Source organism: Enterococcus sp. 1001283B150225_161107_E12, from assembly GCF_015556925.1.
Lineage (GTDB): Bacteria > Bacillota > Bacilli > Lactobacillales > Enterococcaceae > Enterococcus_B > Enterococcus_B mundtii.
On the sequence record NZ_JADNNI010000016.1, the window covers coordinates 15,645 to 33,057 of the forward strand.

Consider the following 17,413-nt stretch of genomic DNA (forward strand, 5'->3'; position numbering starts at 1 on the left):
ATGGAAAAACAGAATTTGCTCTATGAAGGAAAAGCAAAAAGAATGTTTAACACGAATGATGAAACTGTCTTATGGGTGGAGTATTTAGACCAAGTGACTGCCCTCAACGGTGGAATGAAAGACCAGATGCAAGGAAAAGCAGAATTGAACAATCAAATCACAAGTGCTATTTTTGAATACTTATCAAATCAAGGAATAAAAAATCATTTTATTGAGAAATTGTCAAAAACCGAACAATTGATAAAAAAACGGTCAATCATTACCTTAGAAGTGGTCGTCAGAAATATTTCAGCTGGAAGTTTTTCAAAACGCCTAGGAGTAGAAGAAGGGCAAGTGCTACCGGCACCAATCGTTGAATTTTACTACAAAAAAGATGAATTAGATGATCCATTCATCAATGATTCACATATTGCTTTCTTAAAGCTAGCAACTCCAGAAGAGATCGCCGAACTAAAAAAACAAGCGTTACTCATCAATGAACAGCTGATCAAACTATTCAAAAAGATCGATTTACAATTAGTCGATTTTAAAGTGGAATTTGGCCGAACGGATACAGGAGAAATCGAATTAGCAGATGAGATTTCCCCGGATACCTGTCGCTTATGGGATATTGCTACAAACAAACATATGGATAAAGATGTCTATCGACGAAAGCTCGGCGAGATTATTCCTGTCTATCAAGAAGTACTCGATCGTTTAAATCAATTATCACTCGAAAATAAAGGAGAATAAATCATGTATTTTGTAAAAGTGTACGTAACATATAAAGACTCAGTATTAGACCCACAAGGAGAGGCAGTTAAAAATGCGGTGCATCGTTTAGGCTACGACAACATTGAAGATATTCGTATCGGAAAGTATTTTGAGATCCAAGTCTCTGCAATTGAAGAAGAAGTAGAAGCAACGATCGAAGCGATTTGCGATCGTTTATTAGCAAATGTCAATATGGAAACGTATCGTTATGAAATCAACAAAATGGAGGAAGTTTAGCATGAAATTTGCCGTGATTGTTTTTCCTGGATCGAATTGTGATGCGGACTTGCTTTGGGCGATCCGTGATGTAATGGGCGCAGAAGCAGACTATGTTCGTTATGACGAATCTTCTCTTGAAGGGTATGACGGAGTATTGATCCCTGGCGGATTTTCTTACGGGGATTACTTACGTTGTGGAGCGATTGCTCGTTTCTCCACAATCATGGATGAAGTGATTCGTTTTGCGGAAGAAGGAAAACCTGTTTTTGGTACATGTAATGGATTCCAAGTGTTGACGGAGGCTGGATTGTTACCAGGCGTATTAAGAAGAAATGATTCACTGCGTTTCATCTGTAAGTCAGCGTCATTGAAAGTCAACAATCAAACATCTTTTACTTCAGAGTACGACAAAAATGAGGTGATCCAGTTGCCGGTGGCCCATGGAGAAGGCAATTATTTTTGTGACGAAGAGACGCTTCAAGAACTGATTGACAACAACCAAATCGTGTTTACCTACGAGGGAGAAAATATCAACGGCAGTGTGGCCAACATTGCAGGGATTACAAACAAAGCAGGAAATGTGTTAGGGATGATGCCCCACCCAGAACGAGCAATGGAAGCATTACTTGGCTCAGAAGATGGCAAACTTTTCTTCGCTTCGCTATTGAAGAATTTCGGAAAGGTGACTGCATAAATGAAAACAATGATGGAGCCAACTGCATTAGAAATCAAAGAACAAAAGATTTATACGCAATGGGGACTGACGGATGAAGAATACCGGATGATCGAAGAAGACATCTTAGGTAGGATGCCTAATTATACGGAGACCGGTTTGTTCTCAGTCATGTGGAGTGAACACTGTTCTTACAAAAACTCCAAGCCGATCTTGAGAAAATTCCCAACAAGTGGGCCGAATGTCTTACAAGGGCCTGGTGAAGGTGCGGGCATCGTTGACATTGGAGACGGACAAGCAGTGGTTTTTAAAGCAGAAAGCCACAATCATCCTTCGGCAGTCGAACCTTATGAAGGCGCAGCAACAGGTGTTGGGGGCATTATTCGGGATATTTTCAGTATGGGTGCACGTCCGATTGCTCTACTTGATTCACTGCGTTTTGGTGAATTAGATAATCCTCGTACAAAATACCTTTTAGAAGAAGTTGTTGCTGGTATCGGAGGGTATGGTAATTGTATCGGCGTACCAACGGTTGGTGGTGAGATCGCCTTTGATCCTTGTTATGAAGGAAATCCATTGGTCAATGCGATGTGTGTTGGGTTGATCGACCATAAAGATATCCAAAAAGGACAAGCATCAGGTGTGGGCAATTCGATCATGTATGTGGGTGCTAAGACAGGTCGGGATGGTATCCACGGTGCGACATTTGCCTCCGAAGAATTTAGTCAAGAAGAAGAACAACAACGTTCAGCAGTCCAAGTTGGCGATCCTTTTATGGAGAAATTGTTGTTAGAAGCTTGTTTGGAATTGATTTTTGACCACTCAGACATTCTTGTCGGTATCCAAGATATGGGTGCGGCAGGACTTGTTTCATCTAGTTCAGAAATGGCTTCAAAAGCAGGCTCTGGTTTGGTATTGACCTTGGACGATGTACCTCAGCGTGAATCACAGATGACCCCTTATGAAATGATGTTGTCTGAATCACAAGAACGGATGTTGATCTGTGTGAAGGCAGGATCAGAAGCGCGCGTCCAAGAACTATTCCAAAAATACGATCTAGATGCGGTGACGATCGGAAAAGTAACAGATGATGGTCAGTACCGTTTGTATCATCATGGAAAAGAAGTAGCTAATCTTCCGGTAGATGCCTTAGCAGAAGATGCGCCTGTCTACCAGAAAGAAATGGTTGAACCAGAACGGATGGCAAAATTCCGTGAATTAGGGCAATATCAACCAGTGATCGATGACCCAAATAACGTGTTGCTAGATTTATTGCAACAACCAACGATTGCTTCAAAACGTTCGATCTATGAAACTTACGATTCTCGTGTCCAAACGAATACAGTCGTTGCTCCGGGTAGTGATGCCGCAGTCTTACGTATTCGTGGCACGAAAAAAGCGTTAGCGATGACGACGGATTGTAATGCTCGTTATATTTATCTAGATCCAGAAATTGGTGGTCAGATCGCTGTTGCGGAAGCAGCAAGAAATATCGTCGCGAGTGGTGGACAACCATTAGCGATCACGGATTGTTTGAACTATGGTTCTCCAGATAAACCAGAAGTATTCTGGGAATTAGCGTACTCAGCTGATGGGATTGCCAAAGCATGTGAAATGTTGGAAACACCCGTGATCTCAGGAAATGTTTCTTTATATAACGAGACAGATGGCCAAGCAATCTACCCAACGCCGATGATCGGTATGGTCGGATTGATCGAAGCGCATGAGCATATCACGAGTCAAGGATTCAAACAAGCAGGAGATTTGATCTATGTGATCGGCCAGACGTTTGCAGACTTTAACGGCAGTGAATTACAAAAGATGCAGCTTGGCAGGATCGAAGGAATGGTGGAGCATTTTGATCTAACCACCGAAAAAGAAAACCAAACCTTGGTGTTAGAAGCAATCAAAGCTGGACTGATCCAAAGTGCGCATGACTGTGCAGAAGGTGGGTTAGCGGTAGCTATCGCTGAATCAGCGTTTACAAATGGATTTGGGGTATCAACGACAATTGATCTGCCAGTTGCTCATCTGTTTTCTGAAACACAATCACGTTTTGTCGTATCAGTAACAAGAGAAAACAAACAAGCATTTGAAAAACTAGCTGGTGATCGTGTGACATTTCTTGGTCACGTGACGGAAGAAAAACAATTAGTGGTACAAGCAAATGATGGAAGAGTTGACTTGGCAGTCGCTTCGGCGAAACAGTCTTGGGAGGAAGCGATCGAATGTCTTATGAAGTAAGAAGCATCAATGAAGAATGTGGAGTGTTCGGTGTTTGGGGACATCCTCAAGCTGCCAATGTCACTTACTTTGGTTTGCATAGTTTGCAGCATCGTGGGCAAGAAGGCGCTGGCATCGTATCGAATGATGATGGGAAATTATATGGTCACCGTGATCTTGGGCTTCTTTCGGAGGTATTCAAAGATCCAAGAAAACTAGCAGCTTTATCTGGACAAGCAGCGATCGGTCACGTTCGCTATGCTACTGCGGGCAATGGCAGTGTAGATAATATCCAACCTTTTTTATTCAAATTTTACGATCAATCGATTGGGTTGGCTCATAACGGCAATCTGACGAATGCTCGCTCTTTGCGGACGTCTTTAGAAAAAGATGGTGCTATCTTTCATTCAAATTCAGATACAGAGATCTTGATGCATTTGATCCGTCGTAGTAACGAAGAAATATTTTTAGACAGATTAAAGGAAGCCTTAGCTGAGGTAAAAGGCGGGTTTGCCTACTTATTACTGACAGAAGACGCCATGGTTGCGGCACTGGACCCTAATGGTTTTCGCCCATTAGCCATTGGTCAAATGAAAAATGGCGCATATGTCATTACTTCTGAAACCTGTGCGCTGGAAGGAATCGGTGCGCGCTTCGTACGTGATGTCTTGCCAGGAGAAATCGTCATCATCAATGATGATGGGTATACGATCGAACAATACACGACAGATACTCAACTGGCGATTTGTTCGATGGAATATATTTACTTTGCACGTCCGGATTCTGATATTGCAGGGATCAATGTGCATACAGCACGCAAAAATATGGGGAGACGTTTAGCGGCTGAAGCGCCGATCGAAGCAGATATGGTGGTTGGTGTGCCAAATTCTTCGTTGTCAGCAGCCAGTGGGTATGCGGAAGCAAGTGGAATCCCTTATGAGATCGGCTTGGTGAAAAATCAATACGTGGCGCGTACGTTCATTCAACCAACGCCAGAATTAAGAGAACAAGGTGTGCGAATGAAACTTTCGGCGGTTCGAGGAGTTGTTGAAGGAAAAAAAATCATTATGGTCGATGATTCGATTGTTCGCGGCACTACTAGCCGAAGAATCGTCAATCTATTAAAAGAAGCCGGAGCAAAGGAAGTCCATGTACGAATTGCATCTCCACCATTGAAATATCCATGTTTTTATGGGATCGACATCCAAACGAGGAAAGAACTGATCGCAGCGAATCATTCAATCGAAGAAATCAGAGAATGTATCGGTGCAGATTCGTTGGATTTCTTGAGTGAAGAAGGTTTGATTGGCGCAATCGGCCTACAAAAAGATGCCCCTTATTCAGGGTTATGTATGGCTTATTTCAACGGCGATTATCCGACACCGCTATATGACTACGAAGAAAAATACCAAGAATCTTTAAAAGAAAAAGTATCATTTTTTTAAACGGAGCAAATGAAAGGAGCAAGTAATCAAATGAGTAATGCTTATGCAAAAGCGGGTGTGGACGTAGAAGCGGGTTATGAAGTCGTGGATCGCATCAAAAAACATGTGAAGAAAACAGAAAGAATCGGTGTGATGGGGGCATTAGGAGGATTTGGTGGTTGCTTTGACCTTAGTGGATTCCAATTAAAAGAACCTGTCTTAGTTTCCGGAACAGACGGTGTGGGTACTAAGTTAGCTGTAGCTATCGCTGCAGATCGCCATGAAACGATCGGTATCGATTGTGTCGCAATGTGTGTCAATGATATTTTGGCACAAGGGGCAGAACCTTTATACTTTTTAGATTATTTGGCAACAGGTAAAAATGATCCAGAACGTTTAGAAAAAGTCGTAGCAGGCGTTGCCGCTGGCTGTGTTTCAGCAAACATGGCATTGATCGGTGGCGAAACAGCAGAAATGCCAGGCATGTATCAAGGGGACGATTATGATCTGGCAGGCTTTGCGGTAGGGATCGCGGAAAAAGCGCAATTGATTACTGGTCAATCGATCACAACAGGTGATATCTTGCTAGGTTTGCCTTCTAGTGGCATCCATTCCAATGGGTACTCTTTGGTTCGTAAAATTTTTTTTGAACAGCATGGTTTTTCATTAGAAGAAACGATCGAAGGGTTGGATTCCTCTTTGGCAGATGTGTTGCTTGAACCAACAAAAATCTATGTTTCGACTTTATTGCCATTAGTCAAAGAAGAGAAGATCAAAGGTGCCGCACATATTACAGGTGGTGGATTTATTGAGAATATTCCACGGATGTTGCCAGAAAACGTTGCTGCCAGCATCGATCTAGGCGCTTGGCCAGTTTTACCGATCTTCGATTGTTTACAAAAGTATGGGGAAATCCCTGCACATGAAATGTATGAGATCTTTAACATGGGCATTGGAATGGTCATTGCAGTTGCTCCTGAAAAAGCCAGTGAAATCATTGACCAAATCCGCAAATCTGGCGAAGAAGTCTATCAAATCGGGCAAGTCGTACCTTTTGAGGAGCAAAAAGTCGTGATCGCAGAGGGGAAAAAATGAAGATTGCCGTCTTTGCTTCAGGAAATGGCAGTAACTTTCAAGCGCTGGTCGATTATTTTAAAAAGAACCGACTTTCTGCGACAATCGAGTGGTTGTTTTGTGATCAGCCACATGCCTATGTTTTACAACGGGCAAAAAAAGCGCAAGTTCCGAGTACCTGTTTTTCACCGAAAGAGTTTGCATCAAAAACGGAGTACGAACAAGCGATCCTTGAAGAATTAGCAAACCGAGAGATTGATTTGATCGTACTGGCAGGCTATATGCGAATCGTTGGTGAAGGGTTACTGTCTGTTTACGAAAATAAAATGATCAATATCCATCCTTCGTTATTACCAAATTTTCCAGGTCTTCATGGGATTCGCGATGCTTTTGAAGCAGGCGTGGAAGAAACAGGTGTGACTGTCCATTATATCGATCGTGGTGTGGATACTGGACCGATCATTCGTCAGGAAAAAGTAGTAATCGAAAAAGAAGATACATTAGCTACATTGGAACAAAAAATCCATCAAATCGAACATCAGATCTTTCCAGAAGTAATCGCAAAAATAGTAAATATGGGAGATGTAAACAAATGACAAGAGCGTTAATAAGTGTTTCAGATAAGACTGGGGTCATTGACTTTGCGAAAGGACTGCGTGCTGCCGGTATAGAGATCATTTCCACAGGCGGAACAAAAACTGCTTTGGAAGAAGCGGGAATCGAAACTATCTCTATTGAAGAAGTAACTGGTTTTCCTGAAATGATGGATGGTCGAGTAAAAACCTTACATCCGAAAATCCACGGAGGATTATTAGGGCGTCGAGATAGTGAAAGCCATATGGAGGCAATGGAAAAAGAAGCCATCCAACCGATCGATATTGTCTGTGTCAATCTTTATCCGTTTAAAGAAACGATTCTAAAACCCGAAACGACTGAAGCAGATGCAATCGAAAATATTGATATCGGTGGGCCGAGTATGTTGCGAAGTGCTGCAAAAAACCATGCCTTCGTAACAGCCATCGTTGATCCCCTTGATTATGCGATCGTCTTAGCAGAAATCCAGCAAGAAGGTTACACGACTCTTGCGACGCGCAGAAAACTAGCAGCAAAAGTTTTCCGTCATACGGCGGCTTATGATGCCTTGATCGGACAATATCTCACAGAGGCAGTGGGTGAGAAAGAACCTGAGAATCTAACACTTACCTACACGCGTAAACAAGACCTTCGTTATGGTGAGAATAGCCATCAAGAAGCAGCGTTTTATCAGGCGGCGTTACCAATGAGCTACTCGATTGCAAGTGCAGTACAATTGCACGGTAAGGAACTTTCTTTCAATAATATTCGTGATGCGGATGCTGCGTTACGTATCATGAGAGAGTTCACGGAACCAACGGTCGTTGCGCTAAAACATATGAACCCATGTGGTATCGGAAGTGGCGAGACGATTTTCTCTGCGTGGGAAGCAGCTTATGCTGCTGATCCGGTATCGATCTTTGGCGGTATCATCGTATTGAATCGGGAAGTCGATTTGGTTAGTGCACAAGCAATGACCCAATTATTTTTAGAAATCATTATCGCTCCTAGTTACAGTGAAGAGGCGCTAGCTGTACTGAAAACAAAGAAAAATCTCCGTCTGTTGCAAGTCGATTTCTCAAATGTGGAGGGAAATGCTAACGAAATGGTCTCTGTCTTAGGAGGTTTACTGATCCAACAAGATGATCGTGCAATGGAAGAACCCGAAAGTTGGACCGTAGTCACCGATCGTCAACCCACAAAAGAAGAGCAAGCAGCGATGGCTTTTGCTTGGAAAGCAGTCAAACATGTGAAATCAAATGCGATCGTCGTTGCAAATCAACAGCAAACCCTCGGTATTGGTGCCGGTCAAATGAATCGTGTGGGTTCGGTCAAGCTTGCAATCGAACAAGCTGGTGCTAAAGCCGGAACAGCTGCGCTTGCAAGTGATGCTTACTTCCCGATGGATGACTCTGTCGAATACGCTGCGAATCATGGTATCAAAGCAATCATCCAACCAGGAGGAAGTATCAAAGATCAAGCCTCAATCGATATGGCAAATAAACATGGTATCACAATGGTATTTACCGGCGTGCGTCATTTTAGACATTAAGAAGGAGCGAATAAAATGAAATGTTTAGTGATTGGCTCGGGCGGACGAGAACATGCAATCAGTAAAAAACTTGCAGCTAGTCCGTTAGTCGAAGCGGTGTATTGCGCACCTGGAAATGCAGGGATGAAAAAAGATGGGATTCGTTTGGTAAATCTTGCTGAAACAGAACATGAAGGATTGATCGAGTTTGTTCGATCTGAAGGAATCGCCTGGACATTTGTAGGTCCAGAGATCCCTCTACTCAATGGGATCGTTGATGATTTTCAAGCGGAAGGATTAGCGATTTTTGGTCCAACTAAAGCAGCTGCCTTGATTGAAGGTTCAAAAAGCTTTGCCAAAGAGTTAATGGCACGTCAAGGTATTCCTACGGCAGAGTCACAAACGTTTAGCCGTTTTGCTGAAGCAAGAAAATATATTGAAGCGAAAGGCGCACCGATCGTTATCAAAGCAGACGGATTAGCTGCTGGTAAAGGGGTCGTTGTGGCAGAAACCCTCGAAGCCGCTGTCGAAGCCGCTTCAGAGATGCTAGAACATAATCGATTTGGTGCTAGTGGGCAACAAATCGTTGTGGAAGAGTTCTTGTCCGGTGAAGAGTTCTCTTTACTTGCTTTTGTCCGAGATACAGAAGTTTATCCCATGGTGATCTCGCAAGATCACAAACGAGCGTATAATGGTGATAGAGGTCCAAATACCGGTGGAATGGGTGCCTATACACCTGTACCACAAATCCCTCAAACCATGGTTGATCAAGCTGTCGAAGAGGTGCTGAAACCCGCAGTGCGAGGAATGAAGGAACTAGGACGTCCGTTTACTGGTATTTTATATGCAGGGTTAATTGCCACAGCAGAAGGACCAAAAGTAATCGAGTTCAATGCTCGGTTTGGTGACCCTGAAACGCAAGTCGTCTTGCCACGACTCAAAAGTGATCTAGCAGAAATCATTGACCGTCTATTATCAGGAAAGGCAGTCGAGTTATCATGGGAGTCAGAAGGGTTTTGCTTAGGGGTAGTCGTTGCTGCGGAAGGTTATCCAGAAAACTACCAAAAAGGCGCCTTACTTCCAGATTTTTCAACTGATCCAGATGTGTCCATCTATTATGCCGGAGTAGAGGAACGAGCAGAAGAATTGGTAGGTGCAGGAGGACGGATCTATTTGGTGGAGGCTAGTGGTCAGACAATCGAGGAAGCGCAAGAAAAAATATACTCGGTTTTAAAAGTCAAGAATACTGATCATACATTCTATCGGACGGATGTCGGCTCAAAAGCCTTGGTACAAAAGTAAAATCTAAATAAAGAAATAAAACTATTTTTTGCTGAATAGGAAAAATAGTTTTATTTTTTTTGAAGCCTTTTCATGGTGATTATGGTAAAATCGAGTTGGTAAGAAAGGATGAGATTTGATGAAAAAGATTCGTTTAGGGACTTCTGACCAGCTCGTATCCTCCGTCATTTTAGGTTGTATGCGGTTGAATGGTTCTGAGCAACCTGAAAAAGTGATTGAAACAGCTTTTGAAAATGGCATCAACTTTTTTGACCATGCGGATATTTACGGTGGTGGGGACTGTGAAACAATTTTTGCTCAAGCGTTAGCAAAAACTTCGCTAAAACGTGATGAATTATTTATCCAAACGAAATGCGGGATCGTACCAGGAAAGATGTTTGATTTCTCAAAAAAACACATCATTCAATCGGTTGAAGATAGCTTGCGTCGATTAGATATGGAATACGTTGATGCCTTGTTACTTCATCGTCCAGACACGCTCGTTGAACCCGAAGAAGTGGCGGAAGCGTTTGATGAGTTGGAACAATCTGGCAAGGTTCGTTTCTTTGGTGTGAGCAATCAAAAGCCAATGCAGATCGAGTTATTGAAAAAATATGTGAAACAGCCGTTACTGGCAAATCAATTACAGTTTGGTCTGAAACATTCCGAAATGATCGATCAGGGAATCCATGTGAACATGACGGATCAAGCAAGTATTGACCATGATGGCAGTATCCTAGATTATTCTCGTTTGCATGAGATGACAATCCAAGCGTGGTCGCCTTATCAATATGGCTTCTTTGAAGGTGTATTCATTGGAAATGAAAAATTCCCGGAATTGAATCAGTCGTTAAACGAACTGGCAGAAAAATATCAGACGACACCAACCGGTTTAGCTTCAGCATGGATCTTACGTCATCCTGCAAATATGCAAGTGATCGCTGGAACGATGAATCTGACAAGGATTGAAGAAATAGCGAAAGCATCAATGATCGATATGACACGAGAAGATTGGTATGCATTGTATCGTGCTGCTGGCAACATTTTGCCATAAAATAAAAGATATCGTTAGCCGACTCTCTGTTTTTTATGAGAAAGAGAGTCGGTTTTTACAAAAATAGAAAAACGATGAACAGTATCGAAGAAAAGAGGAGAATCAATGGATAAACAGTTAAGGAAACTATTACAAGATGAGAGAAAATACTTATACGCCGATTTTAGTACATTACATAAAACGCAACAAAAACTATATAATGAAATCATCAAAGAACAAAATAACTTATTGAATAAATTTCCTGAAAATGGAACACAAGCAAAAAAACTTATCGACCCAATCAATTCTTATGAAAATAAGATCGAAATGTGGGTAGCCAACGCCATGCGGATGGAAAAAATGGAGAAGCATATCCAATCTATTCGATTAAAACTACATGCGGGCTTTTCTCAGCCAAGCAAGGCTTTCGAAAGAATGGGCTATCAGGAAAATTCGGCAAGAATCATGCTTGAAAAACGAAATGAACAGTTTTATCCCAAGGTGTTTCAACAATTGATTTCAAATATTACTTCCTTCCTTGGTCAGAATGTCACTTTCGCCCGTGGTGAAGCAAAGATTCCGCAATCGGTTGATCTAAACCTAAGTAAAAAAACGTTACAAACACGTAAAGATCGTTTGTCAGCTGAATTTAAAGTACTACATAAAGAATCAAATGAATGGAAAAATGATTTGAAAACCTTAACGAAACAAGTGTTGAAGCATCGTGAAGATTTAGAAAATCCTGATTTTCGAATGGATTTTAAAAGAGGCTTGGAATCGCATCATTCCATTGAACATATTGCAGGACCCGTCATCAATTCGATCGAATCACTACATTCAAGTATGTTGAATTACGCAGAAAGTTTGATCCATTTAAATAAAAAAGAGGGAGAACTTTTTGAGACCAGAGCGCAAATCAACGGGAAAGAGCAGTATGTCAATGGGAGTCATACGCTGAAAAGCTTGAATTACCAGCGTGGTCAGGCACTAACTGATCTAAAAGCAATAAGCAAAGAATATTATACTCCTAAAGTGCTGTCAGCGATCGATTATGTACGTGGTCTAGGTGCAGGAGTACTAAGAACAGTTGATGTAGATAAGCATGTACAGACGGACAGAAAACTCCAACAAGTATCTCAGCTAAAAGCACAAGGCTCTTTCGCCGACCGTGCGAATCGTGCGAAAAAAATGGCGGGAGATTTCCAACAAAATCGCCCAACAACAAGCAACCACGAAAAAAGTCGTTAGGAATCATTGTGATTTCACAAACAAATAAGTAAAGTAAAATCAAAAAAAACGAACATTTTTTTAACGTTCGCTTTTTTTGTACGAAAACTTAATTAAAGGTAAAGTGAAACTTTTTTATAACAAAAAAGCTTGATTTTTTATTGAAATTACGTTAAATTACTTGAGGTGCTAAAAATAAGCACGTAAAAAGCAGATAATGTTCGTGTTTTTTGCGAATATGAAATCGAGAGGACGATATGATGAAAGTATTTGATTACGAAGATATTCAACTGATTCCTAATAAATGTATCGTAAACAGCCGTTCAGAATGTGATACAACTGTGACATTAGGTTCACATACATTTAAAATGCCGGTTGTACCAGCAAATATGCAAACGATCATTGATGAAACGATTGCGGAATTTTTAGCTGAAAATGGTTATTTCTATATCATGCATCGTTTTGAAGAAGAAGCAAGAATCCCATTTATCGAAAAAATGAAAGCAAGAAATTTAATTTCTTCTATTAGTGTAGGCGTGAAAAAGGACGAGTATGCTTTTGTAGAAGAATTAGCAGAAAAATCGCTTGTACCAGATTATATTACAATTGATATTGCCCATGGACATTCAAATGCTGTGATCGCGATGATCCAGCATATCAAAAAGCATTTACCAGATACGTTTGTCATTGCGGGGAACGTAGGGACGCCAGAAGCCGTTCGAGAATTGGAAAACGCTGGAGCAGATGCAACGAAAGTCGGCATTGGCCCAGGAAAAGTATGTATCACAAAAATCAAAACTGGTTTTGGTACTGGTGGTTGGCAATTAGCTGCACTAAGATGGTGCGCGAAAGCTGCCCGTAAACCCATCATTGCTGATGGTGGCATCCGTACGCCTGGAGACGTCGCGAAATCAGTGCGTTTTGGCGCGACGATGGTGATGATCGGCTCATTGTTTGCAGGGCACGAAGAATCACCAGGAGAAACAAAAGTAGAGAACGGCGTCGTTTACAAAGAATATTTTGGATCAGCCTCTGAATTCCAAAAAGGCGAAAAGAAAAATGTTGAAGGTAAGAAAATCTGGATCCAACACAAAGGATCTCTGAAAGATACGTTAGTTGAAATGCAACAAGACTTACAATCTTCGATTTCTTATGCCGGTGGTCGTGACTTAGAATCAATTCGTAAAGTCGATTATGTCATCGTTAAAAACTCTATTTTCAACGGAGATACGATTTAATTTAAAAGATTAGAAGATTGGTAGGAGAAATCTTGCCAATCTTTTTTTGCCATTTTTCTTTCTGTAAAAACTACGTTACAATAGTAGAAAGTAAACAATTGGAGAATCGTTATGTGGACGAAAATAAATAAAGAAAAAGGTTCTGTTTACCAACAAGTTATGGACCAAATCTTGAAGAACATCGAAAATGGACAATTGCAACCAGGAGATAAACTACCCTCGGAAAGACTATTTGCGGATTATTTTGGAGTGAATCGTACGACTGTTGTGCATGCGTTAGATGAATTGCGTGGACTAGGGATATTGGAAAGTCGTCAAGGGAGTGGTCGGTTTATTTCTTCGGTGACTTGGGGTGATTTTTCAGAGCCACGGATCGATTGGCGTCAATTGATCTCTGCAAGATACGATAAGATCGTTGATAGTTACGGAGAAAAAGTCAAAGATGCAAGTCGGAAATCCGATTTTTTAGATTTATATTCAAGTGAAATGCCGCTTGATGTATTACCTAATGTGAAGATGCCCAATTATACATTAGAAGGTATCTTAAAAGAAGAACAAGCCGTTTCCGTGTTTGGGTATCAACCGCTGATGGCGCAGATCAGAGAACGCTTGATCAGAAATAACGGATTTTCGTTTAAAAAAAGTCAATTGCTGATCACTGGTGGGGGACAACAAGCAATCTTTCTGATTTTACAAACGATTTTGTCCGTAGGAGATGCCGTTGCGGTGGAATCCCCAACCTTTTTCTACCGCTTGCCATTGTTTAAAGCACTTGGTACCCGCTTATTCGGTATTCCAATGGATGATCAAGGGATTGATTTAGGGAAATTGGAAGAAGCCATTCATAAGCATAAGATCAAAGCGGTCTTAGTCAATCCAAATTTTCAAAATCCGACAGGTACAGTGATGGCTGCTGAACGTCGCCAACGTTTAGTCGCGCTGTGCCGCAAATACCAATTGCCGATCATAGAAGATGATGTGTTTGCAGATTTAGCCTTTTCTCCAGAAAAACAAGCTTCGATCGCTCCGATCCATGTAATTGATCCGGAAAATGTGCTGTATGTCGGTTCGTTATCGCGCTTGTTAGGGGAAACGACTAAAATTGGTTGGATCGTCGGTCCAGCGATTTTGATCCAACGATTGTCTGAGGCACAAAAAATGATGGATGTCTCTTTGAGTATCTTTACACAAATGGCCGCAACTGCTGTTTTTGAATCTTCTTTTGACCAAAACATGGCAAGTCTGTGTCAACAACTAGAAAAGAACAGTCAGCTTTTACGTAGTTGGGTCGATTCGCAAGACTTCTTTCATTTAGCCCCTCTTGCAGGTGGATACTATGGCTGGCTGACTTGGGAGGGTGAAAAGTTCACGAAGGTATTAGCAGAAAGATTATTGCGTGAGGGGTTAGGTGTGGCGCCAGGTTATCTTTTTGGCGAAGACATCGGTTTAAGAATCAACTATAGCCGTATGAGCCCTGATGACCTGCCACTATTCGCTTCACGAATGGACAAATTACAAACATGGTTGGAAGAGAAAGAGAAGCAATAGCAAGAAAAGAAAGAGTAACTTTTGTTATTTTTTCTTTTCTTTTTTATTTTGTGAAGAAATTTCTGGAAAAGTTGACGTATTGCCTGTCAATCAAAAGAAATATGTAGTTGTACAGGCTTATTGTTTGTAAAAAAGCCTATGTTAAGGATAAAATTAAGATAAGTGATTTGTGTAATCACTCACTATCGAGAAAAAAATTAATACAGTGACTGGTAAAAGGTTGTAACAACTTGAATACAGAAAAGAAACGATTGTTATAAAAGGGGAGAAACATCTCTATGTTTTTTTAGAAAAAATGTAAACCGCTTACTATCTTGTGATTACCTTCACTATTTTAACAGAGATAGGGATTGTTATAATTTTTTTTAATGGTGAAAATTTATGCTTAAAGCTTGTATTTCGGAGGAATACGTGATAATTTATTAGTGAAGCCGGAGAAATAGTGATACAGATATCGTCGCTGTTTCAACCGCGGAATGAAGAGAGTTTCTTATAGATGAGAGAGGAATGTGTGATAAATGGCAAACAAGAAAACACCTATCGACTTCCAAGCGTTGCTTGAAGAAGTCAATTCAGATTTTCCGGTATACCAAGCACTTGATCAAGATGGGAAAGTAGTAAACCCTGATCTTGTTCCAGATTTGACAGATGAAGAGTTAGTAGAATTGATGACTAGCATGGTTTGGTCTCGTGTATTGGATCAACGCTCAACAGCATTGAACCGTCAAGGACGTTTAGGATTTTTTGCTCCTACTGCTGGACAAGAAGCAAGTCAATTAGCTAGTGCATTCGCTTTTGACAAAGAAGATGTACTATTACCAGGTTACCGTGATGTTCCACAATTGATCAAACACGGCTTACCTTTATCTCAAGCATTTCTATGGTCTCGTGGACATGCAGCTGGAAACTTCTACCCAGAAGAATTGAAAGCTCTACCACCACAAATCATCATTGGTGCACAATACGTCCAAGCAGCAGGTGTTGCATTAGGACTTAAAAAACGTAATAAGAAAAATGTTGTTTTCACTTATACAGGTGATGGCGGTTCTTCTCAAGGTGACTTCTATGAAGCAATCAACTTTGCTGGAGCTTACCATGCGAATGCTGTATTCTACATCCAAAACAATGGATTTGCGATTTCAACACCTCGTGAAAAACAAACAGCAGCGAAAACATTAGCGCAAAAAGCAGTAGCAGCTGGTATCCCTGGTATCCAAGTGGATGGTATGGACCCATTAGCTGTATATACTGTTTCAAAAATGGCACGTGACTGGGCAGTTTCTGGTAACGGACCTGTATTGATCGAAACATTGACTTACCGTTACGGTCCACATACATTATCTGGTGATGACCCAACGCGTTACCGTGAAAAAGACGTTGATGATGAATGGCAATTAAAAGATCCATTGATCCGTTTCCGTAAATACCTAACTGAAAAAGGATTGTGGAGCGAAGAAAAAGAAGAAGCAGTCATTGAACAAACAAAAGAAGAAATCAAAGCAGCAATTGCTGAAGCAGATAAAGTTCCAAAACAAAAAGTTTCAGATTTCTTGAAAAATATGTTTGAAGAAACACCACAAACAATCAAAGAACAAATTGCAATCTATGAAGCGAAGGAGTCGAAATAACCATGGCACAAAAAACAATGATTCAAGCAATCACAGATGCCTTAGCACTTGAACTTGAAAACGACGAAAACGTACTCGTTTTTGGTGAAGATGTCGGCAAAAACGGAGGCGTATTCCGTGCAACTGAAGGATTGCAAGAAAAGTTCGGTGAAGACCGCGTATTTGACACTCCTTTAGCAGAATCAGGTATTGCCGGATTAGGTTTCGGTTTAGCACTTGAAGGATTTCGTCCTGTCCCTGAAATCCAATTCTTTGGCTTTATTTTTGAAGCAATGGATGAAGTTGTAGCACAAATGGCTCGTACAAGATACCGTATGGGTGGAACAAGAAATATTCCAGTAACGATCCGTTCACCATTTGGTGGTGGTGTTCATACACCTGAATTACACTCAGATAACTTAGAAGGATTGATTGCTCAATCTCCTGGTATCCGTGTAGTGATTCCATCAAACCCATATGATGCAAAAGGATTATTGATTGCTTCTATTAGAAGTAATGACCCTGTTGTTTTCTTGGAGCATATGAAACTTTACCGTTCATTCCGTGAGGAAGTGCCAGATGAAGCGTACGAAGTGCCTTTAGACAAAGCCGCAGTGACTCGTGAAGGAACAGATGTATCGATCATCACTTACGGTGCAATGGTACGTGAAGCCATTAAGGCAGCAGATAATCTTGAAAAAGAAGGTATCTCTGTTGAGATCGTTGACCTACGAACAGTTGCTCCATTAGATGTTGAAACAATCATCAAATCTGTTGAAAAAACAGGACGTGTCGTTGTTGTTCAAGAAGCACAACGTCAAGCAGGCGTAAGCACTCAAGTAATCTCTGAAATCTCTGAACGTGCAATTCTTTCATTAGAAGCACCAATCGGACGCGTTTCTGCACCAGATACTGTTTTCCCATTCGGTCAAGCAGAAAACATCTGGTTGCCAAATGCTTCTGACATCGAAGCAAAAGTAAAAGAAATCGCAGAATTTTAAGGAAAGAA

Annotated in this window: 15 protein-coding genes; all 15 read left to right on the forward strand. The window is 41.1% G+C overall.

Annotation, left to right across the window (positions count from 1 at the left end; translation table 11 throughout):
* The 15 genes from purC to I2F89_RS11755 all read left to right on the forward strand — a co-directional run bounded on the left by purC (nt 1) and on the right by I2F89_RS11755 (nt 17,405).
* A complete protein-coding gene (gene purC, locus I2F89_RS11685; protein WP_195514384.1) occupies nt 1-732 on the forward strand; it encodes a phosphoribosylaminoimidazolesuccinocarboxamide synthase in 732 nt (243 codons plus the stop codon).
* 3 nt (nt 733-735) lie between these two features.
* Complete coding sequence (purS, locus tag I2F89_RS11690) at nt 736-990, forward strand: phosphoribosylformylglycinamidine synthase subunit PurS (protein WP_074799713.1); 255 nt, start codon at nt 736-738, stop codon at nt 988-990.
* A gap of 1 nt (nt 991) precedes the next feature.
* Nucleotides 992-1,666 (forward strand): phosphoribosylformylglycinamidine synthase subunit PurQ, encoded by a 675-nt coding sequence (purQ, locus tag I2F89_RS11695; RefSeq protein ID WP_195514385.1) that lies wholly within the window; start codon nt 992-994, stop codon nt 1,664-1,666.
* Nucleotides 1,667-3,889 (forward strand): phosphoribosylformylglycinamidine synthase subunit PurL, encoded by a 2,223-nt coding sequence (gene purL / locus I2F89_RS11700; RefSeq protein WP_195514386.1) that lies wholly within the window; start codon nt 1,667-1,669, stop codon nt 3,887-3,889. It abuts the gene before it with no gap.
* Nucleotides 3,874-5,313 (forward strand): amidophosphoribosyltransferase, encoded by a 1,440-nt coding sequence (gene purF / locus I2F89_RS11705; protein ID WP_195514387.1) that lies wholly within the window; start codon nt 3,874-3,876, stop codon nt 5,311-5,313. The genes purL and purF overlap by 16 nt, the downstream gene beginning before the upstream one ends.
* A 30-nt stretch (nt 5,314-5,343) precedes the next feature.
* Nucleotides 5,344-6,387, forward strand: a complete 1,044-nt coding sequence (gene purM / locus I2F89_RS11710) for a phosphoribosylformylglycinamidine cyclo-ligase (protein ID WP_195514404.1) — start codon at nt 5,344-5,346, stop codon at nt 6,385-6,387.
* Nucleotides 6,384-6,962 (forward strand): phosphoribosylglycinamide formyltransferase, encoded by a 579-nt coding sequence (gene purN, locus I2F89_RS11715; RefSeq protein WP_115357535.1) that lies wholly within the window; start codon nt 6,384-6,386, stop codon nt 6,960-6,962. The genes purM and purN overlap by 4 nt, the downstream gene beginning before the upstream one ends.
* Nucleotides 6,959-8,491, forward strand: coding sequence for a bifunctional phosphoribosylaminoimidazolecarboxamide formyltransferase/IMP cyclohydrolase (purH, locus tag I2F89_RS11720; protein WP_195514388.1), 1,533 nt, complete (start codon nt 6,959-6,961; stop codon nt 8,489-8,491). Before purN ends, purH begins: the two co-directional genes overlap by 4 nt.
* Before the next feature lie 15 nt (nt 8,492-8,506).
* Nucleotides 8,507-9,772, forward strand: coding sequence for a phosphoribosylamine--glycine ligase (gene purD / locus I2F89_RS11725; RefSeq protein ID WP_071867130.1), 1,266 nt, complete (start codon nt 8,507-8,509; stop codon nt 9,770-9,772).
* 118 nt (nt 9,773-9,890) lie between these two features.
* Nucleotides 9,891-10,805 (forward strand): aldo/keto reductase, encoded by a 915-nt coding sequence (locus I2F89_RS11730; RefSeq protein ID WP_071867129.1) that lies wholly within the window; start codon nt 9,891-9,893, stop codon nt 10,803-10,805.
* A 105-nt stretch (nt 10,806-10,910) separates the two neighbouring features.
* On the forward strand, nt 10,911-12,032 hold the full coding sequence (locus tag I2F89_RS11735; protein ID WP_074799706.1) for a hypothetical protein: 1,122 nt from the start codon (nt 10,911-10,913) through the stop codon (nt 12,030-12,032).
* 239 nt (nt 12,033-12,271) lie between these two features.
* Nucleotides 12,272-13,249 carry a GMP reductase gene (guaC, locus tag I2F89_RS11740; RefSeq protein WP_019723828.1) on the forward strand — a complete coding sequence of 326 codons (978 nt, stop codon included), beginning with the start codon at nt 12,272-12,274 and terminating at the stop codon, nt 13,247-13,249.
* A 111-nt stretch (nt 13,250-13,360) separates the two neighbouring features.
* Entirely contained in the window at nt 13,361-14,797 is a 1,437-nt protein-coding gene (locus I2F89_RS11745) for a PLP-dependent aminotransferase family protein (RefSeq protein WP_195514389.1), read from the forward strand.
* Between the two features lie 518 nt (nt 14,798-15,315).
* A complete protein-coding gene (gene pdhA, locus I2F89_RS11750) occupies nt 15,316-16,425 on the forward strand; it encodes a pyruvate dehydrogenase (acetyl-transferring) E1 component subunit alpha (RefSeq protein WP_010735671.1) in 1,110 nt (369 codons plus the stop codon).
* Nucleotides 16,426-16,427: 2 nt separating this feature from the next.
* Nucleotides 16,428-17,405 (forward strand): alpha-ketoacid dehydrogenase subunit beta, encoded by a 978-nt coding sequence (locus I2F89_RS11755; protein ID WP_010735670.1) that lies wholly within the window; start codon nt 16,428-16,430, stop codon nt 17,403-17,405.
* The last annotated feature ends 8 nt before the right edge of the window (nt 17,406-17,413 follow it).

Coding starts and splice junctions, on each gene's coding strand:
- purQ (WP_195514385.1), top strand. CDS start 992: ATGAAATTTGCCGTGATTGTTTTTCCTGGATCGAATTGTGATGCGGAC.
- guaC (WP_019723828.1), top strand. CDS start 12,272: ATGAAAGTATTTGATTACGAAGATATTCAACTGATTCCTAATAAATGT.
- purM (WP_195514404.1), top strand. CDS start 5,344: ATGAGTAATGCTTATGCAAAAGCGGGTGTGGACGTAGAAGCGGGTTAT.
- purC (WP_195514384.1), top strand. CDS start 1: ATGGAAAAACAGAATTTGCTCTATGAAGGAAAAGCAAAAAGAATGTTT.
- purN (WP_115357535.1), top strand. CDS start 6,384: ATGAAGATTGCCGTCTTTGCTTCAGGAAATGGCAGTAACTTTCAAGCG.
- I2F89_RS11755 (WP_010735670.1), top strand. CDS start 16,428: ATGGCACAAAAAACAATGATTCAAGCAATCACAGATGCCTTAGCACTT.
- purD (WP_071867130.1), top strand. CDS start 8,507: ATGAAATGTTTAGTGATTGGCTCGGGCGGACGAGAACATGCAATCAGT.
- purL (WP_195514386.1), top strand. CDS start 1,667: ATGAAAACAATGATGGAGCCAACTGCATTAGAAATCAAAGAACAAAAG.
- purH (WP_195514388.1), top strand. CDS start 6,959: ATGACAAGAGCGTTAATAAGTGTTTCAGATAAGACTGGGGTCATTGAC.
- pdhA (WP_010735671.1), top strand. CDS start 15,316: ATGGCAAACAAGAAAACACCTATCGACTTCCAAGCGTTGCTTGAAGAA.
- I2F89_RS11730 (WP_071867129.1), top strand. CDS start 9,891: ATGAAAAAGATTCGTTTAGGGACTTCTGACCAGCTCGTATCCTCCGTC.
- purF (WP_195514387.1), top strand. CDS start 3,874: ATGTCTTATGAAGTAAGAAGCATCAATGAAGAATGTGGAGTGTTCGGT.
- I2F89_RS11735 (WP_074799706.1), top strand. CDS start 10,911: ATGGATAAACAGTTAAGGAAACTATTACAAGATGAGAGAAAATACTTA.
- I2F89_RS11745 (WP_195514389.1), top strand. CDS start 13,361: ATGTGGACGAAAATAAATAAAGAAAAAGGTTCTGTTTACCAACAAGTT.
- purS (WP_074799713.1), top strand. CDS start 736: ATGTATTTTGTAAAAGTGTACGTAACATATAAAGACTCAGTATTAGAC.